Genomic DNA, 18,619 nt, shown 5'->3' on the forward strand with positions numbered 1-18,619 from the left:
ACTTGCGTCGAGCGGATTCAACGCTACATCGATATCGTAACGACAGAAACCGTCCCGCACTGCTGTGCGAAACTGGTCATAGCTTACCCTGACATCAACGAGAGGACTGCTCGGATATGATCCGCAAGATTTTGATTACCTCGGCATCGGCATTGAGCCTTGCCGCAACTGCGCCCGCCTTGGCGCAGGACGAACACCAGCACGATGGCGACATGCATGGGTTGGTTCATGACGAACTCGTCGGCCAGGACGAAGGTGGCAGCGATACGCCCACCATGGACTTCGGCGAGTGGGGTGTGGGCCTCGATTACGTCAACACCGATCTCGATCCGGGCGATGATTTCAACGCCTATGCCAACGGCCTCTGGATCGACCAGAACGAGATCCCGGCAGACCGCCAGCGCTTCGGTGCTTTCGACATGCTGCGCGAAAAATCGGTTGCCGACGTCCAGGGCCTGATCCGCCAGCTGGTCGATTCCAACCCCGCCGAAGGCACGACTGCTCGCCGCATCGTGGATGCCTACAACGCTTATGTCGATGTAGAATCGATTGACGCGAGCGGCCTCGCGCCTGCCCAGCCTTATCTGCAGAACATCTTCACCGCGCCCGATCTGGAAGCGCTGGTGCGGATGATGGAACAGCCGGGCTATGCGAGCCTGGTGAGCGCAGGCGTCGGTATCGATGCGCGCAACCCGACCAACTATAACGTCTCGATCGGCTTCAACGGCATGGGCCTGCCCGACCGCGACTATTACCTCGTCGATTCGGAGAGCAATCTCGAAATCCGCGCGGCCTATATCGAATATCTGAGCACCATGCTTGAAGCTGCCGGTTACGCTGACGGCGATGCCGCTGCGCAGGCCGTTTACGCTTTCGAGCGCAACGTTGCCGAGCTGGAATGGGCACGCCAGATGCTGCGTGTGCCGCAGCTCACCTACAATGTGCTGAGCCGTGACGAGCTCGTCTCCATGGCCGGTGACTTCCCGATCGAAGCGCTTCTTGAAGCCGGCCAGTTCGGCGAAGAAGACCGCTTCCTCGCCAGCCAGCTGCCGCCGACCGATGAAGAGATCGAGGAACTCGGCCTCACGCAGGCGCAGCTCGACATGATTGGCGGCGGCCTGCCGGCAATGATGCAGCTGCTGACCGAAACTCCGCTGGAAACGATCAAGGCCTATATGGCCGTGCGCTTCCTCAGCAGTAATGCCGATGTGCTCTCGACCGAGCTCGATGCGGTCAACTTCGCTTTCTACGGACAGACCATCAATGGTCTGGAAGAGCAGCAGCCCCGCTGGAAGCGAGGCATCTCCGCTGTCGAAGGCATGCTGGGCGAACAGCTTGGCGCGCTTTATGTGGAGCAGTTCTTCCCCCCCGAAAGCAAGGAGCGCATGGATGCGCTGGTCGGCAATCTGACCATCGCGATGAGCGGCTTCCTCGATCAGAACGAGTGGATGACGCCCGAAACGCTCGCTGAAGCGCGCACCAAGCTGGAAGGCTTTGTGCCGATGATCGGCTATCCGGATGAGTTCGAAACCTATGACGGTATCGAAATCAGCAGCGATCCGCTCGCCAACCGGATGAGCGCCATCCAATGGGGCATCAATGATAACCTCTCGCGCCTCGGCACGCAGGTTGATCCCAGTGAATGGGGCATGCTGCCGCAGACGGTAAATGCCTATTATTCGCCGCTCACCAACCGCATCGTCTTCCCCGCCGCGATCCTGCAGCCGCCGTTCTTCAATGGCACCGCTGATCCGGCTGTGAACTATGGCGGCATCGGCGCGGTGATCGGTCACGAAATAGGCCACGGTTTCGACGATCAGGGCTCGCAGTTCGATGCTACCGGCACGCTGCGCAACTGGTGGCAGGATTCGGACCGTGAAGGCTTCGAAAACTTCACCGCACGCATGGGCGAGTATATCGAAAGCTTCTGCCCGGTCGACAGCCCGGAAGGCCCGGTCTGCCTGCGCGCGCAGCAGTCCATGGGTGAAACGCTGGGCGATGTCGTCGGCCTGCAGATGGCATACCGCGCCTACCAGCTTTCGCTGGGCGGTGAGGAAGCCCCTGTGATCGACGGCCTGACCGGCGACCAGCGCTTCTTCCTCGGTTACGCGCAGATCTGGCGCGGCATGGAGCGTGAGGAATCCCTGCGCAACCGCGTGATGACGGCGAACCACCCCCCGGGTGAATTCCGCCTCAACAACGCGGTGCGTCACACCGATGCATGGTACGAAGCGTTCAACGTCTCCGAAGACGATGAATTGTACCTGGCCCCGGAAGAGCGCATCCGCATCTGGTAAGCGCTTGCCATACCAAACTCGAAAAGCCCGTCCTCGGCATTGCTGAGGGCGGGCTTTTCGTAAGCAGCCCACCCCGCTGCGACTACGCCGCGCCTTCGGCTTGGCAAGTCTCGCTCCCCTCCCGCTTGCGGGAGGGGTTGGGGGTGGGCAGCCACTTCCGCTTGACTTGGCCTGCCACCACGCCATTGAGCTACGCCCATGACCTTTCTCCAGCTGCTGCTGATCGCCATTGTCCAGGGGATCACCGAATTCCTGCCGATTTCGTCATCAGGCCACCTGATCCTGATCCCCTATCTCACCGATTTTCCCGATCAGGGTCCGCTGATCGATGTGGCCGTGCATGTCGGGTCGCTGCTCGCGATCATGGTCTATTTCTTCAAGGACGTGGTGATGCTGGCGCGAGGCGGTTTTGCCAGCATTGGCATCGGCAAGGCTCCCGAAGCACGCCAGCTGTTCTGGTGGATCGTGCTGGGTACGATCCCTGCGGTCGCCTTCGGCCTGTCGATCAAGCTCGGCCTGTTCAACGGTATCGCGACCAGCCTGTTCGGCATCACCATCGTCGATGACGATCTGATGAGCTCGATCCGCTTTACCGATCTCATCGCGTTCAACCTGATCTTCTACGGCATCCTGCTCGGCCTTGCCGACCACTTCGGTCGCGAGGTGAAGAAATTCGAGGACATGACCTGGCGGGACGGCCTGATCGTCGGGATCGCGCAGGCGCTGGCGATCATTCCGGGCACCAGCCGATCCGGCGTGACGATGACGGCAGCGCGCGCGCTCGGCTACAACCGGTTTGAATCAGCGCGCTTTTCCTTCCTGCTTTCCATTCCCGCTGTTGCGGGCGCAGGCGTGCTCATCGTTCCGGAGATTTTCGAAGCGGGCGCAGGCCTCGCCATGGAAGCGCTGATCGCAGGCGTGCTCACATTCATCGCCGCTTTCGTGACGATGGCGTTCCTTATGAACTTCCTGAAAAAAGCGAGCATGCTCGTCTTCGTGCTGTACCGCATCGCGATGGGAGCGGCGCTGCTCGCTTTCTTCTGAGCGTTTTGCGTGGGCATCCCGCATCCAGGCTTGTCGGAACAAACGCTGTCCCACCCTGTTTTCGCTCTAGGTCGAGAGTTATAAACACAGGTTTATTTTCGTGGGTATTGTTTTCATGATTGTTGCAGGAGCCGTCATCGGTTGGCTGACGGCTTTCGTGCTGCGTGCCGAGCGATTGTCCCGGGGCATCGGCATCAATGTCATTGGCGGAATTGTGGGTTGCCTGATCGGCGGGCTGATCGTGGCTCCGCTGCTGGGCGCCGGCAATCTTGCTGCAGGAAATAACACCATTGCGGCGGTGCTTATCTCAATTCTGGGGGCAATCGTCGCGCTGATTGTGGTGAACCTGTTGCACGCCCGATTTATGCGTTAGGCATCCTCACGCATTTGAAGAAGGTGCGAAGTGATCCGGGATAGCGCCATGGGGCCGACCGGATGCAATGTGGGTCGTGCCACGAAATCCAAGAGGATGCATTCATGAAGAGAATTGTCGTATTCGCCGCTGCCACTGCGCTCGGCCTGACCCTTGCTGCCTGCGGTGAAGCCGCTGACGAGGGTGCAGAGGAAATGGGCGCGGAGAGCGAATACTCCGCCGAAGCTGCTGACGACAGCGTTGTAATGTCCGACGCCGAAGCCGATGCCATCGTCGATGAAGCCGCTGAAGACAGCGCCGCCATGGAAGCTGAGGGCATGGAAGGCGAAGACATGGAAGAAGGCGACGCGATGTAATCGCTGCGCATCTGCCGCATATCAGAAAGGGCCGGCGCCAGCGATGGCGACCGGCCTTTTTCTTTGCCTCGCGGTCGTGCGCTTATACCGGTTTGGCGCTGCTGCCCCGGCCACCGCGCAGGAAGTATTCCTGGGTGCCGCGATGCACCACATTGTCGACATCGATCACCGCCGAATTGGCATAGGTGAAGCTCGGGCCGAGGCTACGGTACAGGCGATCGAAATCGCGCTCCACCGTCTGGCGGTAGAGGTCTTCAAAGCTCTCGATGACGAAATAGGTCGGCTGCAAATCGTCGATCACATAATCGGTGCGCATGACGCGGTCGACATTCAGCATTATGCGATTGGGGCTGTCCGCCTCCAGCGCGAAGATAGCTTCCTGCGGGCCGGACAGAATGCCTGCACCGAAAATCTTCGGTTCGTTCTTCTCCATGATCAGGCCGAATTCGACGGTGTACCAATAGAGCGCGCCCAGCGCCTTCAGCCGGTTGTAGCGCATGGCCTTCCACCCGGCGCGGCCATATTCCTGCATGTAATCGGCAAACACCGGATCGGTCAGCAGCGGCACATGGCCGAATACATCGTGGAATACGTCGGGTTCCTGGATGTAGTCGAATGTCTCGCGCGTGCGGATGAAATTGCCCGCCGGAAAGCGGCGATTGGCGAGGTGCCAGAAGAATACGTGATCGGGGATCAGCATGGGCACGGGGATGACACTCCATCCGGTCATCGCGCCCAGTTCTTCGCTCAGCCGGTCGAAATCGGGGACGCCGCCTTTGCCAAGATCGAGCTTTTCCATGCCTTCCATCATCGCACTGCAGGCGCGGCCGGGCAGGACTTCCATCTGACGCGCGAACAGATCGTTCCAGATCGCGTCATCTTCCGATGTGTACTGGGTCTGCTGAGGCTCGATCCAGTCCTCACCCACATGTTCGGGGCGCTTCAGCGGAGCGGTAAACACGTCGCTGGAAACTTCTGGAAGCGCGGAGAAATCCTGCGCCTGATCGGAATTGTGAGTCATCGTTGCCATGCGCGGCAAATTATCACACTTCGTGACGGCTATCCAGTTTCATCTGATACCAGATTGGCCTCAGGGTGCCGGACTAACGGGCGGTTGGGGTGCGTCCGGTGAAGCGTCCGCATCGCTCCCATTGCCGGTTCGCTCGTCGAGCATTTCCGCTGCTTGGGCAATGGCGCGTTCTTCATCGCGCGTGGGCGCTTCGGGCGCCTCGGTGCTGTTCTGCGGAGAACAGGAAGAAAGCGCCGCACCCAGCACGCAAGCGATAAGGGTGCGGCGCATCATGGGCTTATTCAGCCGCTTCCATTTCGGCCTCGGCAGCTTCGGCTGCTTCGACAACGCTCATGGCGTCGTCGCCAGCCTGCTCGGCCATGTCTTCGTTCATGTCCATTTCGGCATCGGCTTCTTCGTCGGTCATCATCTCTTCATCGGCGACCGGCTCAGGCACGTCGTCCATCGCGTCATCGGCAGGCACTTCGACCGTGTCGGCGACTGCGTCGTCCGAAGCGTCGGTGGTTTCCCCGCAGGCAGACAGCGCGAAAGCAGCGCCAGCGGCGATAATGGCAATTTTCTTCATGGATGAACCCCTCTCTGGTGGTGGTAAACAAGGCGAGCACGTTTAGCGCAGGCAATCCCAAGTGGAAATGCACTTTGCAGTGCTGGTGAGGCAGGGTGCGATCTGGCAGGGACGAATGGCGATGCCCGCCGCCTCAACCCTCACTTTGCCCGATGCCATTCACGCGCATGATCAATTGCGCCGCATTTTCGGCTTCACCGACTTTCGCGGGGTGCAGGTCGATGTCGTCGCGAGAGTGCTGCACGGGCAATCGACGCTGGCGGTGATGCCGACGGGTGCGGGCAAGTCGCTGACCTATCAGCTGCCCGCCACGATGATAGATGGGACCTGCGTGGTGATTTCCCCGCTGATTGCGCTGATGCACGACCAGCTGCGTAGCGCGCGCGCCAACGGCATTCGTGCAGCCACGCTCACCAGCGTCGATGCGGATTGGCGCGAGACGATGAGCGCGTTCGAAGCGGGCGAGCTGGACCTGCTCTATGTCGCGCCCGAGCGCGCCAGCCAGCAGGGTTTTCGCGATCTCCTGTCGCGCGCGCGCATCGCCCTGTTCGCGGTGGATGAAGCGCATTGCGTGTCCGAATGGGGGCATGATTTCAGGCCCGACTACCGCCAGCTGCGCCCGCTGATGGACGCTTTTCCGGATGTGCCACGCCTCGCACTCACCGCCACGGCAGATGCGCATACAAGGGCGGACATTCTCACCCAGCTGGGCATTGCCGAAGAGGGCCTGATCGTTGCCGGGTTCGATCGGCCCAATATCCGCTACGCTTTCGCCCCGCGCGATTCGCTCGCTCGGCAACTCGCCGGGCTGCTGGAGGAGCATACGGGGCCCGGCATCATTTACGCGCCCACGCGCAAGAAGGTGGAGGCTCTGGCAGAGCAATTGGCGGCGGCGGGCGGTCGGCCTGTCATGCCCTATCACGCAGGCCTCCCGCCGGAAGAGCGCGCTGCCAATCAGGCCGCATTCGTCGCCAGCGAAGACATGGTGATGGTCGCAACCATCGCGTTCGGCATGGGCATCGACAAACCCGATGTGCGCTTTGTCGCCCATGCGGGCATCCCCAAATCGATCGAGGCCTATTACCAGGAGACGGGGCGGGCGGGCCGCGATGGCGATCCGGCGCTCGCGATAACGCTATGGGGCCCCGGCGATTTTGCGCAGGCCCGCGCGCGTCTGGGCGATGTGGGTGAAGAGCGCCAGCGCGGAGAGCGCAGCCGGCTCGATGCGCTGGCCGGACTGGTGGAGACCGCTGGCTGCCGCCGCGCGGTGCTGCTCCGCCATTTTGGGGAAGACCCGCCCGAAACCTGCGGCAATTGCGACAATTGCCTCGATCCCCCAGAGCAGATCGACGTGACCGAATTGGCGCGCAAGCTGCTGTCCGCCGTCTATCGCACCGGGCAGAGCTTCGGCTTCGGCCATGTGCAGAAGGTGCTAACCGGCGCGAGCGATGAGCGCGTGATGCAGCGGGAGCACGACAAACTCTCGGTCTTCGGCATAGTCGAAGGCGATGAAGCGCGGCTGCTGCAACCCGTCGCGCGGGCGCTGCAGGTGCGCGGCAGCCTTGTCCAGAACGACTATGGCGGGTTGAAGCTGGCAGGCGATGCGCGGGCCATCCTGACGGGAGAGGCCGAGTTGACAATGACGCGTCCGCCTGCGCGCTCGACGGGCCGCAAGCGTCGGCGTGAAAGCACGCCCAATCCTGTCGGCGATCCGCTGTTCGACGCACTGCGTGAACTGCGCCGCGATCTCGCCGCGCAGGCGCAGGTGCCGCCCTATGTCGTGTTTCACGACGCGGTGCTGCGCAGCATGGCTGCCGACCGACCAACGACACTCGCCGAAATGGGTTCGATCCCCGGCGTGGGCGAAAAGAAACTCGCCGCCTATGGTGAGGCATTCCTCAAGGCCATTCGCGACAATTGATCCATCGAAATCCGGTTTTGCTTGCGCAGATCCGAGCTTTGATATAAATATGATATCATAATTATATCAACAGGAGGATTTATGACGGAGATTTCGTCTGCAATGAATGCCAGCCAGGAGCGCAAGTCCGGGGGCTATAACGGTTTTGTCATGCTGGCCGTCGCCACGGCGCTGACAGGGGCGATGATCTGGGCAATCGGCTCGGCAATTTATGCCAAGGAAACGGGGCAACCGGCCGGCATGTGGCTGGGGACCGCCGGATTTTTCCTGGTGGTCGGCTTCCTGTCATGGTGCGGTTTCTACATGATCCAGCCCAATCAGGGCGCGGTGATTACGCTGTTCGGTGAATATCGCGGAACGGACCGCACCGAGGGGCTGCGCTGGGTATGGCCGTGGATGGGGCGCAAGAAAGTGTCCGTGCGCGCGCATAACGTTCACTCCGAACGCATCAAGATCAATGACAAGCGCGGCAACCCGATCGATGTCGCCTGTAACGTCGTATGGCGCGTGCGCGATACCGCGCAGGCCGTGTTCGATGTCGATGATTACAAGGAGTTCGTGAATATCCAGATCGAGGCGGGCCTGCGCACCGTCGGCGCGCGTCACCCCTATGACGATTTCGAGGAGAACGAGACGACGCTGCGAGGGCACCCGGATGTGGTGAATTCCGAATTGCAGGCAGAGCTCAATGACAGGTTGAAAGTCGCGGGCATCGTGGTCGATGAAGCCGGCCTCACCCACCTTGCCTATGCATCCGAGATTGCCGGAGCGATGCTTCGCCGCCAGCAGGCCGATGCCGTGATTGCCGCGCGCAAGAAAGTGGTGCTGGGCGCTGTCGGCATGGTGGAAGACGCGCTGCAAAAGCTGGCGAGTGATGACATCGTCCATCTGGATGATGAGCGCCGCGCGGCCATGGTGTCCAACCTGCTCGTCGTCCTGTGCGGCGACCGGGAAACACAGCCTGTCGTGAACGCTGGATCGCTGTACCAGTAGTCTGTCATGGCCCAAAAGCCGAAACCCAAGAAGGCCTTTGCCCTGCGGCTCGATCCGGCGCTCCACGATGCGGTGGAGCGCCTTGCCGCGCGCGAACTGCGCTCGGTCAATGCCGAGATCGAAGTGCTGATCCGCGAGGCGCTGAAAAAGCGCGGCGTAGACGTGAAAATATCCGAAACACCACGCCGAGGTCGACCGCCGAAGGAGGATTGAAAGTGCTGCACAGCATTTTGAGCGATGAACCCTGGTTTGAGCCAAAGCGCCTCGGATATGGTTCTGGCTTGCCATGTGCGTGGCAAGGCTGGGCTCTGCTCGGCGTTTATCTAGCGCTTATGATTGGCTTTGGAATGATGGTCGAAGGCGACTTGCTCGCTGTCGGAGCGATCGGCATGGTGCTTTCGACAATCATCATGGTGCTGCTCGCCAAACGCCACACGCGGGGCGGCTGGCGCTGGCGCAGCTAAGCTGGGCGCAGCCAAGCCCTTAGCGGGCAATTAACCCTTTTTCGCTACAGCTTGCAGGGTGATGACCTATGCCGCGCCTACGCTCGCTCGCCCCATGGTGAAACGCCTCCCGACGAAGGCTATTCTGGCCATCTTCGGCCTCGCTGTGGCGGCCATTCCTGCCGCATCGCTTTTCGCGCAGGATCGGGTGTCTCCTTACACTGTGGTGGAGACAGGGCAGGGCTTCGAACGCCTGCAGGATGCCGTCAATGCGATCGGCAGCAATACCGGCACGATTGCCATTGCGCCGGGCCGTCACGAACAATGTGCGGTGCAGATTGAGGGGAACATTTCCTATTTCGCCAGCGAACCGGGCAGCGCCATTTTCGATGGCGTTACCTGCGAAGGCAAAGCCGCGCTTGTCCTGCGCGGCGAGAGCGCTGAAGTTTCAGGCCTCATTTTCCAGAATATGCGCGTGCCGGATTTCAACGGATCGGGCATTCGCCTTGAGACGGGCGATCTGACCGTCGCGCAAAGCTGGTTCCGCGACAGCCAGCAGGGCATACTGACCGGCAGTGACGGCTCTGCGCGCATGGTGGTGGATCGCTCCACCTTCACGCGGCTCGGCACCTGCGATGGCCCGGGCGGCTGTGCGCATTCAATCTACACCGGCGATCTCGGCCATGTCCGCATCACCAATTCGCGCTTCGAGCAGGGACGCGGCGGGCACTATGTCAAATCGCGCGCGGCGCGTGTCGACATCGCTTCCTCCAGTTTTGACGATGCCGCAGGCCGCGCAACCAATTACATGATCGACCTGCCCGGCGGCGCGTCGGGCCAGATCAGCAACAATTGGTTCGTGCAGGGCGCGGACAAGGAAAACTACTCCGCTTTCATCGCTGTTGCTGCCGAAGGCCGCCAGCGTTCCAGCTCCGCTCTGCAGGTTCTCGGCAACGATGCCCGCCTTGCACCGGGCGTAAGCCGCAACACCGTGTTCGTTGCCGACTGGTCGGGCGATATGGGCGGTATCGGCGACAATGCGCTCGGCCGCGGCCTTTCGCGCTACGAGGTGCGATAGCGTCGGAACACATGCCTGCTGCCGCCCGTTGATCGGGCAGGAGATACAATATGGCAGGCGGTTGGTCGCGCGATGGCGCGGTTCAGGATCAGATTGAAGACAGTGTAAACGATGCCGTGGCTGCGGCGCGTGCGCGCCTGCCGAAAGGCGAAAGCGCGCTCTATTGCCGCGAATGCGGGGAGGATATCCCGGAAAAGCGCCGCATTGCCGTACCCGGCGTCCAGACCTGCGTGGCCTGCCAATCGGGCAAGGATGCAAGCGTGCGCCACTCGGCCATCAATCGCCGCGGTTCCAAAGACAGCCAGTTGCGCTAAGGCCGCCTTCATGTCCAAACCCTTCATCGCTCTCCAGCGGATTGTGCCGCATCACGCCGTGTCGCGCTTCGCCGGAAAATTCGCTGGCAGCACGACGCCCTGGATCAAGGATAGCCTGATCCGCCGCTTCATCGCATCATACGATGTCGATATGAGCGAGGCGGCGCGGCCTGTCGAAGCTTACGATAGCTTCAACGACTTCTTCACCCGCGAGCTCAAACCCGGCGCGCGCCCGCTAGCCGATAGCCAGACGCATGTGCTTTCCCCCGCCGATGGCGCGGTGAGCCAGATCGGTCGCATCACCGAAGGGCGCATTTTCCAGGCCAAGGGCCGTGAATTCACCGCCGCGCAATTGCTGGGCGGCGATGCGGAAGCGGCAGAGAAATTCGCCGGCGGGCACTTCGCCACGATCTACCTCAGCCCGAAGGATTACCACCGCGTCCACATGCCGGCAGAGGGCGATCTGCGCTCGACACGCTACGTTCCGGGGGACCTGTTCAGCGTCAATCAGGTCACGGCAGAGAATGTCGATGGCCTGTTCGCGCGCAATGAACGCCTCGCCTGCCTGTTCGACTGCGCGCGCGGCAGCTTTGCCAGCGTGATGGTGGGGGCAATGATCGTCGCCGGGATCGAGACTGTGTGGGGCGGCCGCGAAGCAGCGCATAGCCCGGAGGCGCGCGAATTCGGTTTTTCGTCCGGCACGCATAAGCTTGAAGCGGGCGCGGAAATGGGGCGCTTTTTCCTCGGCTCTACCGTCGTCTTGCTGTTCGAGCCGGGCACGCTTGAATGGGATAGTGCGCTGAAAGCCGGAGACAGCGTGCGCATGGGCCAGGCCATCGGGCGCTGGCTCTGATCGCGATTAGCTTCCGGCGCGCAAATTGGCCGGATAGCCGAATTCGGTCGCGATCTGGTTGGCGCGCTCCACCGCCTTGGTCATGTCGACATCGACATTCGCGAGATTGGTGTTGAGCAGGAATTCGGCGCGCTCGCTGCCATTCACCATGGCAAGCAGCAACCATGCGACCGCTTCTTCAAGGTCCACCTCAACGCCTTCGCCGTTCACATACATGACGCCGATTTCGTTGAGTCCATGGACGTTGCCGGCGCGCGCGCCTGCCTCGAATTGCTCCCGCGCTGCGGCGTAATCGACCGGTGTTCCGCGTCCCGTCGAATGCATCACGCCCAGGCTGATAATGGCATTGCTCCAGCCCTGCGCTGCGGCCTCCTCAAACAAGGCGAACGCCTCTTCGGGTGAGCCGCATTCGCATTCGCCCGTGTCCATCATCACCCCAAGCCGCCACTGCGCATGCGGCTGGCCAAGCTCTGCCGCACGGCGATAGAGGCGCACCGCGCGCTGCGTGTTCTGCTCCACGCCGCGGCCATTGTCATAAAACCAGCCGAGATATTCGATCGAACCGGGATCGCCGTCTTCAGCGCCCTCGGAGATCATTTCGAATGCCTCTGCCTCGCGCCCTTCTTCCATCAGCACCCGGGCCTGATCGGCAATGGAGGCATCCTGCACGGCGAGTGCGGCGAGAAAAGTGAGGAAGGTCAGTTTCATGCGCGGCAGTCTGCGCGGGCCATCCGCAGTTTGCAAGCGGGCTTAGCCAAAGGCGGGCGCGTAGCTCACCGTGCCGCGCGGCTCATCGCCTGCAAAGAGGAGGCGCTGGAAATATTCCTGCGGCACGCCGGGAAAAACCAGCTCCGGATCATGTGCGAAGCCGAAGCGGCCGTAGTAATCGGGGTCGCCGAGCACGACGCATCCGCCAGCCCCCTGTTCGCGCAACCGGGTGAGGCCTGCCTCGCACAGCGCGCTGCCTATGCCGCCGCGCTGACGGTCCGGGGCAACGGCGAGCGGACCGAGGCCGAACCAGCCCCTCGTTCCATCGCTGATGCTGACGGGCGAGAAGACGATAAGTCCGAGCAGCACATCGCCAGCCTCAGCGACAAGGGACAGCGTCGGCGTCCGCTCGCGCCGGAGCCGCTCGATGATCTCAGGTTCGACGCCTTCGGAATGGGCATGGCCATCGAATGCGGCGGAGACGAGCGCGCGTATTTCGGCTTCGTCTGCCTCCGTCTCTGCGCGGATCGAGACGCTCATTTGAGCAGATGTCCTGCCCGGTCACGCTTGGTTGCGAGATAGCGCGTATTGTGCGGATTGGACGGCAGCTGGTGGGGCACGCGCTCGATCACCTTGACGCCTGCATCTTCCAGCGCGGTGACCTTTTCGAGATTGTTGGTCATCAACCGCACTTCGCGCACTGCCAGCAGATCCAGCATGCGCGCGGCGAGCGGGAAATCGCGCGCTTCCTCCGGCAGGCCGAGCCGCTGGTTCGCTTCCAGCGTATCCACGCCTTCGTCCTGCAATCGATAGGCGCGCAGTTTGTTGATCAGGCCGATGCCGCGCCCCTCCTGCCGCATGTAGAGTAGCACGCCCCAGCCGCCTGCCGCCGCTTCGGCAGACATGGCCGCGAGCGCTGCATCCAGTTGGGGGCCGCAATCGCATTTCAAACTACCGAAGATGTCGCCCGTCAAACATTCGGAATGCAGCCGCACCAGCGGAGGCCTGTCCGATGTCTGCTCGCCCAGCACCAGGGCGACATGTTCGCGCATGTCATTGGCGCTGCGGAAGGCGATGATGTCGGCCTCTTCCTCGCGTGCAATGGGCAGATGCGCGCGGGTGGCGATGGAGAGATTGGCGGGCGCACTCCAGGCCGCGAGATCGGTCGGCTCCAGCCACACTGGCTCTCCGGCGGGATCCGGATCGACGAGGAAGGCGGGGAGGATGCCGGCGATCCGCGCCAGCTCCATCGCGGCCTCGGCCTCGGCGAGCCACGGGAGGTCGAGCGCCTTGAAGGGCCCTTTCAGCGGATTGGCGGTGTCGAGCGCGGGGTCTGCAATCGGCAGGGCTGCGCGCACGTCCAAAGCCTCTGCCGCGCGAATGAACACCGGATGGTGCCCGCCCGCCGCAGCGCGCTGATTGCCCAGCCGCAGCGTCTCCGCCCGCGCCGCCGAAACCAGCATCTGCGCCGATCGCGCCGCGCGCTCGGCTGCGGTTTCGATGGGTAGCAGAACAGGGCCATCGCCGATGCGCAGCGGCCAGCCATGGCGCAGCGCGTCTACCGCCTGCGCCACCCGCCGCTCGGGCGAGGGAGAGGCGGCCGGATCGCTCAGAGATCGAACTCCGTGATGAGCGGAATGTGGTCGCTCGGCTTTTCCCAGTCGCGGGCATCCTCACGCAGCCAGTGGCGGGTCGATTGCGCGGCAAGATCCGGGCTCGCCCACATGTGGTCGAGCCGCCGCCCGCGATCGTTCACTTTCCAGTCCTTGGAGCGATAGCTCCACCAGCTGTAATAGCGCTCCGGATCCCTGATGTGCTCGCGCCCGATATCGGTGAAGCCGTGGGCATCCTTGAAACGTTGCAGCGTTTCCACTTCGATCGGCGTGTGGCTAACGACCTTGAGCAGCTGTTTGTGGTTCCACACATCGCTTTCCAGCGGCGCGACATTGAAGTCGCCCACGATCAGAGTGGGCCGGTCAATCGTATCCGCCCAGCGCGTCATCCGCTCGAAAAAATCGAGCTTCTGGCCGAATTTGGGGTTCTTCTCGCGATCAGGTTCATCGCCGCCCGCGGGGATATAGACATTTTCGACAATCATCCCGTCATGATCGGGCAATTCGACACCGACGTGGCGTGCCTCGCCATTGTCCTGCCAATCATGCCGGGAGAATTCTGTGATCGGCACCCGGCTGACCGTGGCGACGCCGTGATAGCCCTTCTGGCCGTGGATCGCGAAGTGGTTGTAGCCCAGCTCCTCAAACGCCTTGAACGGGAACTGGTGCTCCTGACACTTGATCTCCTGCAGGCACAGGACGTCAGGCGCTTCCTCCTTCAGGAAACGTTCGACGATGGGCATGCGCAGGCGGACGGAATTGATGTTCCAGGTAGCGATTGAAATCATGGGGGGAGGGATAGGGAGCGTAAACCCAAACCTCAAACAAAAACCCCCACCGCGGGGGCATTGCGGTGAGGGTTCCTATTAAGCGTTCGTCACGCTTTGCAAAACGCGGCTTTGTTGAGAATCGGGCAACAGGGGGGAAACCCGCCTCAACCGCGTCTTGTTTGGGTAAATTAGAAGTTTACGCCTGTCTCGCCAATGAATTTCGGCGGCCATTTGTCGCAAATTTACAACCACTCGACCCCGAGACGATTATCCTGGACGACGACTTGAGCGGCGCGGATCGCGATAGCGGAAGGTGCTGTCGGGTACCGAAGCGCCGTAGCGATGGTTGCGCAGCCGCACTGTGGTGCGGGTATTCTGGGAATCGAGCGCCACCCAGCTGGCGAGCTCCAGTCCGCCCGGTGCGCTTGCATCTTCAACGAAGATCAGCGTCATCGAGCCGAATTCGGGCCGCTCGGGATCGCGCACATTGATGCTGATCACATTGTCGGTATCGGTGGGCTGCACGGTGCCGTAGCGGGTCATGTCCCGGTTCGGATCGAGCAGCGCGCCAAGCGGGGAATTGCGGATCGGCCAGCGTTCGACCTGCTGCACATCGTAATCGACCAGAGTCAGCGCCCGCCCGTCAGACACGACGAGCATGTTGACGCTTTCCTCATATTCGAAGCGAATACGACCGGGATTGCGCAGGGTCAGCTCGCCCGAAACGGTGTTTCCGGCGCGGTCCGTCTGCGTGAAATCCGCCTGCAGCGTCGTAATGGCGCGCAGCGCCCGCGTGGCGCGGGAAAGGTCGTTCGCCTGCGGCTGGGCCGTGGCAGTCGCCACTGGCAGCGCCAGCGATGCAGGGAGGGTAACAGCCATCGCGCCCGCCATTACGGCAGCGAGAGGCTTCTTCGAGAAGAGAGTTTTCGCGTTCATACTGCAATCCTTAGTGATGCAGCGTTGAACTGTCACTGAACTGGCGTGGTTCCCGCCGTTCATAAATCTTGTAAACACACCGCGGCAGAGCGCGCGGATTGCTTACTTGATTTTGCCTTCCTTGTACTCGACGTGCTTCTTCGCAATCGGGTCATACTTGCGGAAGGTGAACTTTTCCGTGTGGTTACGCGGGTTCTTCTTGGTCACGTAGAAGTGGCCAGTGTCCGCGGTCGAATTCAAGCGGATCTTGATGGTTGCGGGCTTCGCCATGGTCTTGCTTCCAAAATTGCTTTGAGGGGCTGGCCGAATCGCGTCCGGGGCGCCCGAAAAAATACAGGCGGCGCACCGGTGCACCGCCGTTCCGGCGCGCCCAATGGGTGAGAATCGGGGAAAAGTCAAGCGTGGAACGGCATGAGCGACGCTGTCGCTATAGGTCGATCTTTCCGCGCAGCGCCTTCTTTTCGCCGTGCGCCTTCTTGTTGGCGAGGCGTTTCTTCTTGTTGAGGCGGTTGACCCGCGTCTTCGCGCGCCTCTTGGGCTCTTTCAGCGCCTCTTCGATCAGCTCGCCGAGCCGCTCGCGCGCATCGCGGCGATTGGCTTCCTGCGTCCGGTGGCTGCGCGCATCGATCAGGATTTCGCCCGCCATGTTGAGCTTGCTTCCGGCGAGCTTCTTCAGCCGATGGAAGACCCGCGGCGTCAGGCCGAGCTCGTAGATATTCACCCGCAGCTGCACGGCTGTCGCCACCTTGTTGACGTTCTGGCCACCGGGGCCGGACGCGGCGATGAAATTTTCCTCGGCAATCGCATTGGCCCGGGAGAGCAGCTCTTCCAGGCGACCGCCCATTATTCCGCGCCCAGCTTGATGAAATCTGCGGGCAGGGGGGCGTGGGCGACGATTTCCGGCTTGTTCTCGCGCGGCACTACAAGAGCGCTCGCATGCAGCATGGTGCGGCCAACGCGCGCATCCTTGTTGCCGTAAACAGGGTCGCCAAGCAGGCTGCGCCCGAAAGCATGTTCGGCATGTACGCGAATCTGGTGGGTGCGGCCGGTTTCGGGGCGGAATTCGACCAGCGTGATGTCGCCTTCCAGCTCCTTGCGCTTCGTCCAATGCGTGACCGAAGGCTTGCCCTTCTTCGCCACGATCATGCGCCAGCCTTTCGCCTCGCTGCTGATCTTGCTGAGCGCGAGATCAATCGTGCCTTCATCTTCAGCCACCGGCCCGGCCACGATGCCGAGATAGGTTTTCTGGACGAGCTTCTCCTGAAAGGCAGCGTTGAAGCGCTTCAGCGCCTTGGGATTGCGCGCGAGGAGCAGGCAGCCGGACGTATCGGTGTCGAGCCGGTGCACAGCCTGGGGCGCGCGCTGGAAGCCGAGCTTCAGCTGCTCGATATGGTCTGCCAGGCTCGATCCGCCCTTGCGCGGCTGTTCGATCGGCAGGCCTGCGGGCTTGTCGATGACGAGCGCTTCGCCGTCTTCGTAGATAATGGGAATGTTGATCATATCAGGGTCGCCGGAATGAGGCCGCGCAGCGCGTTGCCGAGGAGGAAGCCGTCCGCGAGGTCGTCCAGCGTCAGTTCCGCCTCGCGCGCCTTGCCCGCTTCGAGCAGGGAACGGCGCAATACGCCCGGCAAAAGGCCGAGCGAAGCGGGCGGGGTGAGGAGCGTGTCATCGCGCTCGATAAAGATATTGGTCCAGCAGCCTTCGGTCAGCTGGCCGTCATCGCGCACCAGCAGCGCTTCATGCGCGCCGGCATCGCGGGCGCACTCTAGCGCCGCTTCGTAAAAGCTGCGGTCGGTGCTCTTGTGGCGCAGGCGCCAGTCATGCGCGACGGTGGGATGGGGCAGGGCGATACATTTGGCCGGCCCGTCCAGCGCTGCAGGGAGCGGATGCGTTTCGAGCGAAACCGCGCCCGACCGGCTGAGCATCAGCCGGACTTTCGCCGCGTCCTCTAGCTCGAAACACAGCGCCTGGATGCGGTTGCGCGTTTCGTGGCGGTCGAAGGCAAAGCCCAGCTCCGCCGCGCTCGCTTTCATGCGCTCAAGGTGCAGTTCCAAGAGCGGCATGCCGTCCTGCGGATCGAAGCGCATGGTCTCGATCAGATCGTGGCCACCCGCAGCCCCGCGCACGAAAGCGCCTTTGACAAGGCATTCGCGCCATTCGCCCATCGCATCGCTGTCTGCGACGATTGCGCTGCCGACACCGAGCACGGCCTTGTGTTTCTGGTTTTCACCCGGGGTCAGGCGGATTGTGCGGATCGCGACATTGAAGGCGGCATCGCCGTCCGGTCCGATGCGACCGATCGAGCCGCAATAGGGGCCGCGCGCATCGCGCTCCACCTCGTAGATCAGTTCCATCGCGCGGATTTTCGGCGCGCCGGTGATCGATCCACAGGGGAAGATCGCACGCAGCATGTCCACCGCGCCCTTGCCATCCTGCAGCCGCGCGCGGACGGTCGAAACCATCTGGTGGACGGTGGGATAGGTCTCGACTGCGAAGGGGTCTTCCACCCGCACGCTGCCTGCCTCTGCCACGCGGGAGAGATCATTGCGCATGAGGTCGACAATCATCAGGTTCTCGGCCCGGTCCTTCACCGAGGCGGCAAGCTCTTTGCGCATTGCATTGTCTTCCGCCTGATCGGCAGCGCGCGGCCGTGTGCCTTTCATCGGCTTGACCTTGGCCTCGCCCGATCTCAGCGAAACGAACAGTTCCGGGCTGAAGGACAGCAGGTAATGCGACCCATCGAAAATTAGTCCGCCATATCCCGCTGAGGCATCGGGCCGGATCTTGGTATAAAGCGCCAGCGGATCGCCGCGCGCGGGGCCTGCCAGCGGGAAGGTGAGGTTCACCTGATACATGTCGCCCGCGCGGATCGCTTCCTGCAAGCGCTCGAACGCCGAGACGTAGCCGCCGGGGGAGACCTGCGGATCGAGGGGACCGATACTCGCTCCCTCATCGCGCGCGCGGTCGGCCAACCATGCGGGCATGTCCGTCGCCGGAATGATCTCCGGCGCATCGAACAGGCCCAGCCACACCAGCGGCCCGTCCGCACCGGCGCGGCGCTTGGCGAGCGGGGCCAGACGATCTTCAAGCGCAAGGCCAGCCTCGTAAGACACATATCCCGCCAGATGTTTGCCGGATTTTACACGCGCGGCATCGGCAGCGGCGAGCACCGCGTCCGCCTCCTCCGGCAGGCGCGCGACGAACACCTCCTCGGGCGCGGCGAAGAAATGCGCATCGCTCGCACCAGAAGCCCTTGCATCATCCAGAAGTACGAAGGGGGTCTTGCCATCCATTAGCTCTGCCCTAGTGTCACTGCCCGATCACG

23 protein-coding genes are annotated in these 18,619 nt (G+C 62.2%); 11 read left to right on the forward strand and 12 right to left on the reverse strand.

The window, feature by feature from the left end:
- Window positions 1–116 precede the first annotated feature (116 nt).
- The 4 genes from O2N64_RS05390 to O2N64_RS05405 all read left to right on the forward strand — a co-directional run bounded on the left by O2N64_RS05390 (window position 117) and on the right by O2N64_RS05405 (window position 4,070).
- A complete protein-coding gene (locus O2N64_RS05390) occupies window positions 117–2,297 on the forward strand; it encodes a M13 family metallopeptidase (protein WP_271079257.1) in 2,181 nt (726 codons plus the stop codon).
- A 198-nt stretch (window positions 2,298–2,495) separates the two neighbouring features.
- Window positions 2,496–3,341: an undecaprenyl-diphosphate phosphatase gene (locus O2N64_RS05395; protein ID WP_271079258.1), complete on the forward strand. Its 846-nt coding sequence runs from the start codon at window positions 2,496–2,498 to the stop codon at window positions 3,339–3,341.
- 100 nt (window positions 3,342–3,441) lie between these two features.
- Entirely contained in the window at window positions 3,442–3,714 is a 273-nt protein-coding gene (locus O2N64_RS05400) for a GlsB/YeaQ/YmgE family stress response membrane protein (RefSeq protein WP_271079259.1), read from the forward strand.
- Between the two features lie 104 nt (window positions 3,715–3,818).
- On the forward strand, window positions 3,819–4,070 hold the full coding sequence (locus O2N64_RS05405; RefSeq protein ID WP_271079260.1) for a hypothetical protein: 252 nt from the start codon (window positions 3,819–3,821) through the stop codon (window positions 4,068–4,070).
- Window positions 4,071–4,152: 82 nt separating this feature from the next.
- On the opposite strand, the gene phhA is transcribed toward O2N64_RS05405, so the two are convergent.
- The 3 genes from phhA to O2N64_RS05420 all read right to left on the reverse strand — a co-directional run bounded on the left by phhA (window position 4,153) and on the right by O2N64_RS05420 (window position 5,665).
- Complete coding sequence (gene phhA / locus O2N64_RS05410) at window positions 4,153–5,091, reverse strand: phenylalanine 4-monooxygenase (RefSeq protein ID WP_442866749.1); 939 nt, start codon at window positions 5,089–5,091, stop codon at window positions 4,153–4,155.
- 69 nt (window positions 5,092–5,160) lie between these two features.
- Entirely contained in the window at window positions 5,161–5,373 is a 213-nt protein-coding gene (locus O2N64_RS05415) for a hypothetical protein (protein WP_271079262.1), read from the reverse strand.
- Window positions 5,374–5,377: 4 nt separating this feature from the next.
- The gene (locus O2N64_RS05420; RefSeq protein WP_271079263.1) at window positions 5,378–5,665 is read right to left on the reverse strand and encodes a lipoprotein; all 288 of its coding nucleotides are present in this window, start codon (window positions 5,663–5,665) and stop codon (window positions 5,378–5,380) included.
- A gap of 121 nt (window positions 5,666–5,786) precedes the next feature.
- Here O2N64_RS05420 and recQ point away from each other — a divergent pair, with 121 nt between their 5' ends.
- The 7 genes from recQ (at window position 5,787) to asd (ending at window position 11,267) form a co-directional block, all read left to right on the forward strand.
- Window positions 5,787–7,586: a DNA helicase RecQ gene (gene recQ / locus O2N64_RS05425; RefSeq protein WP_271079605.1), complete on the forward strand. Its 1,800-nt coding sequence runs from the start codon at window positions 5,787–5,789 to the stop codon at window positions 7,584–7,586.
- 81 nt (window positions 7,587–7,667) lie between these two features.
- On the forward strand, window positions 7,668–8,579 hold the full coding sequence (locus tag O2N64_RS05430; RefSeq protein WP_271079264.1) for an SPFH domain-containing protein: 912 nt from the start codon (window positions 7,668–7,670) through the stop codon (window positions 8,577–8,579).
- 6 nt (window positions 8,580–8,585) lie between these two features.
- A complete protein-coding gene (locus O2N64_RS05435; protein ID WP_271079265.1) occupies window positions 8,586–8,792 on the forward strand; it encodes an Arc family DNA-binding protein in 207 nt (68 codons plus the stop codon).
- A 17-nt stretch (window positions 8,793–8,809) separates the two neighbouring features.
- Window positions 8,810–9,043 carry a hypothetical protein gene (locus tag O2N64_RS05440; protein WP_271079266.1) on the forward strand — a complete coding sequence of 78 codons (234 nt, stop codon included), beginning with the start codon at window positions 8,810–8,812 and terminating at the stop codon, window positions 9,041–9,043.
- 61 nt (window positions 9,044–9,104) lie between these two features.
- Window positions 9,105–10,100 carry a right-handed parallel beta-helix repeat-containing protein gene (locus tag O2N64_RS05445; RefSeq protein WP_271079267.1) on the forward strand — a complete coding sequence of 332 codons (996 nt, stop codon included), beginning with the start codon at window positions 9,105–9,107 and terminating at the stop codon, window positions 10,098–10,100.
- 50 nt (window positions 10,101–10,150) lie between these two features.
- Window positions 10,151–10,414 (forward strand): DksA/TraR family C4-type zinc finger protein, encoded by a 264-nt coding sequence (locus O2N64_RS05450; RefSeq protein WP_271079268.1) that lies wholly within the window; start codon window positions 10,151–10,153, stop codon window positions 10,412–10,414.
- 10 nt (window positions 10,415–10,424) lie between these two features.
- Window positions 10,425–11,267 (forward strand): archaetidylserine decarboxylase, encoded by an 843-nt coding sequence (gene asd / locus O2N64_RS05455; protein WP_271079269.1) that lies wholly within the window; start codon window positions 10,425–10,427, stop codon window positions 11,265–11,267.
- A gap of 6 nt (window positions 11,268–11,273) precedes the next feature.
- Here the strand turns inward: asd and O2N64_RS05460 are convergent, their stop codons facing one another.
- The 9 genes from O2N64_RS05460 to pabB form a co-directional block, all read right to left on the reverse strand.
- A complete protein-coding gene (locus tag O2N64_RS05460) occupies window positions 11,274–11,975 on the reverse strand; it encodes a tetratricopeptide repeat protein (RefSeq protein WP_271079270.1) in 702 nt (233 codons plus the stop codon).
- 42 nt (window positions 11,976–12,017) lie between these two features.
- Window positions 12,018–12,515, reverse strand: a complete 498-nt coding sequence (locus O2N64_RS05465) for a GNAT family N-acetyltransferase (RefSeq protein ID WP_271079271.1) — start codon at window positions 12,513–12,515, stop codon at window positions 12,018–12,020.
- Window positions 12,512–13,549 carry a GTP cyclohydrolase II gene (gene ribA, locus O2N64_RS05470; RefSeq protein ID WP_271079272.1) on the reverse strand — a complete coding sequence of 346 codons (1,038 nt, stop codon included), beginning with the start codon at window positions 13,547–13,549 and terminating at the stop codon, window positions 12,512–12,514. Before ribA ends, O2N64_RS05465 begins: the two co-directional genes overlap by 4 nt.
- A gap of 35 nt (window positions 13,550–13,584) precedes the next feature.
- A complete protein-coding gene (xth, locus tag O2N64_RS05475) occupies window positions 13,585–14,376 on the reverse strand; it encodes an exodeoxyribonuclease III (RefSeq protein WP_271079273.1) in 792 nt (263 codons plus the stop codon).
- A gap of 249 nt (window positions 14,377–14,625) precedes the next feature.
- Window positions 14,626–15,294: a LolA family protein gene (locus O2N64_RS05480; protein ID WP_271079274.1), complete on the reverse strand. Its 669-nt coding sequence runs from the start codon at window positions 15,292–15,294 to the stop codon at window positions 14,626–14,628.
- Window positions 15,295–15,396: 102 nt separating this feature from the next.
- Window positions 15,397–15,564: a 50S ribosomal protein L33 gene (gene rpmG / locus O2N64_RS05485; RefSeq protein ID WP_047003840.1), complete on the reverse strand. Its 168-nt coding sequence runs from the start codon at window positions 15,562–15,564 to the stop codon at window positions 15,397–15,399.
- Window positions 15,565–15,721: 157 nt separating this feature from the next.
- A complete protein-coding gene (gene arfB, locus O2N64_RS05490) occupies window positions 15,722–16,138 on the reverse strand; it encodes an alternative ribosome rescue aminoacyl-tRNA hydrolase ArfB (RefSeq protein ID WP_271079275.1) in 417 nt (138 codons plus the stop codon).
- Window positions 16,138–16,794 carry an RluA family pseudouridine synthase gene (locus tag O2N64_RS05495; RefSeq protein WP_271079276.1) on the reverse strand — a complete coding sequence of 219 codons (657 nt, stop codon included), beginning with the start codon at window positions 16,792–16,794 and terminating at the stop codon, window positions 16,138–16,140. The genes arfB and O2N64_RS05495 overlap by 1 nt, the downstream gene beginning before the upstream one ends.
- Window positions 16,791–18,587, reverse strand: a complete 1,797-nt coding sequence (gene pabB / locus O2N64_RS05500; protein WP_271079277.1) for an aminodeoxychorismate synthase component I — start codon at window positions 18,585–18,587, stop codon at window positions 16,791–16,793. Before pabB ends, O2N64_RS05495 begins: the two co-directional genes overlap by 4 nt.
- Window positions 18,588–18,619: the final 32 nt, after the last annotated feature.

Origin of the sequence: Aurantiacibacter sp. MUD61 (assembly GCF_027912455.1) — a bacterium.
Taxonomy (GTDB): Bacteria; Pseudomonadota; Alphaproteobacteria; order Sphingomonadales; family Sphingomonadaceae; genus Alteraurantiacibacter.

Bases quoted from the DNA above. Each gene is read 5' to 3' on its own strand.
- O2N64_RS05390 (WP_271079257.1), top strand. From the start codon at position 117: ATGATCCGCAAGATTTTGATTACCTCGGCATCGGCATTGAGCCTTGCC.
- O2N64_RS05395 (WP_271079258.1), top strand. From the start codon at position 2,496: ATGACCTTTCTCCAGCTGCTGCTGATCGCCATTGTCCAGGGGATCACC.
- O2N64_RS05405 (WP_271079260.1), top strand. From the start codon at position 3,819: ATGAAGAGAATTGTCGTATTCGCCGCTGCCACTGCGCTCGGCCTGACC.
- phhA (WP_442866749.1), bottom strand. From the start codon at position 5,091: ATGACTCACAATTCCGATCAGGCGCAGGATTTCTCCGCGCTTCCAGAA.
- O2N64_RS05415 (WP_271079262.1), bottom strand. From the start codon at position 5,373: ATGATGCGCCGCACCCTTATCGCTTGCGTGCTGGGTGCGGCGCTTTCT.
- O2N64_RS05420 (WP_271079263.1), bottom strand. From the start codon at position 5,665: ATGAAGAAAATTGCCATTATCGCCGCTGGCGCTGCTTTCGCGCTGTCT.
- recQ (WP_271079605.1), top strand. From the start codon at position 5,787: ATGCCCGCCGCCTCAACCCTCACTTTGCCCGATGCCATTCACGCGCAT.
- O2N64_RS05430 (WP_271079264.1), top strand. From the start codon at position 7,668: ATGACGGAGATTTCGTCTGCAATGAATGCCAGCCAGGAGCGCAAGTCC.
- O2N64_RS05435 (WP_271079265.1), top strand. From the start codon at position 8,586: ATGGCCCAAAAGCCGAAACCCAAGAAGGCCTTTGCCCTGCGGCTCGAT.
- O2N64_RS05445 (WP_271079267.1), top strand. From the start codon at position 9,105: ATGACCTATGCCGCGCCTACGCTCGCTCGCCCCATGGTGAAACGCCTC.
- O2N64_RS05450 (WP_271079268.1), top strand. From the start codon at position 10,151: ATGGCAGGCGGTTGGTCGCGCGATGGCGCGGTTCAGGATCAGATTGAA.
- asd (WP_271079269.1), top strand. From the start codon at position 10,425: ATGTCCAAACCCTTCATCGCTCTCCAGCGGATTGTGCCGCATCACGCC.
- O2N64_RS05460 (WP_271079270.1), bottom strand. From the start codon at position 11,975: ATGAAACTGACCTTCCTCACTTTTCTCGCCGCACTCGCCGTGCAGGAT.
- O2N64_RS05465 (WP_271079271.1), bottom strand. From the start codon at position 12,515: ATGAGCGTCTCGATCCGCGCAGAGACGGAGGCAGACGAAGCCGAAATA.
- xth (WP_271079273.1), bottom strand. From the start codon at position 14,376: ATGATTTCAATCGCTACCTGGAACATCAATTCCGTCCGCCTGCGCATG.
- O2N64_RS05480 (WP_271079274.1), bottom strand. From the start codon at position 15,294: ATGAACGCGAAAACTCTCTTCTCGAAGAAGCCTCTCGCTGCCGTAATG.
- rpmG (WP_047003840.1), bottom strand. From the start codon at position 15,564: ATGGCGAAGCCCGCAACCATCAAGATCCGCTTGAATTCGACCGCGGAC.
- arfB (WP_271079275.1), bottom strand. From the start codon at position 16,138: ATGGGCGGTCGCCTGGAAGAGCTGCTCTCCCGGGCCAATGCGATTGCC.
- O2N64_RS05495 (WP_271079276.1), bottom strand. From the start codon at position 16,794: ATGATCAACATTCCCATTATCTACGAAGACGGCGAAGCGCTCGTCATC.
- pabB (WP_271079277.1), bottom strand. From the start codon at position 18,587: ATGGATGGCAAGACCCCCTTCGTACTTCTGGATGATGCAAGGGCTTCT.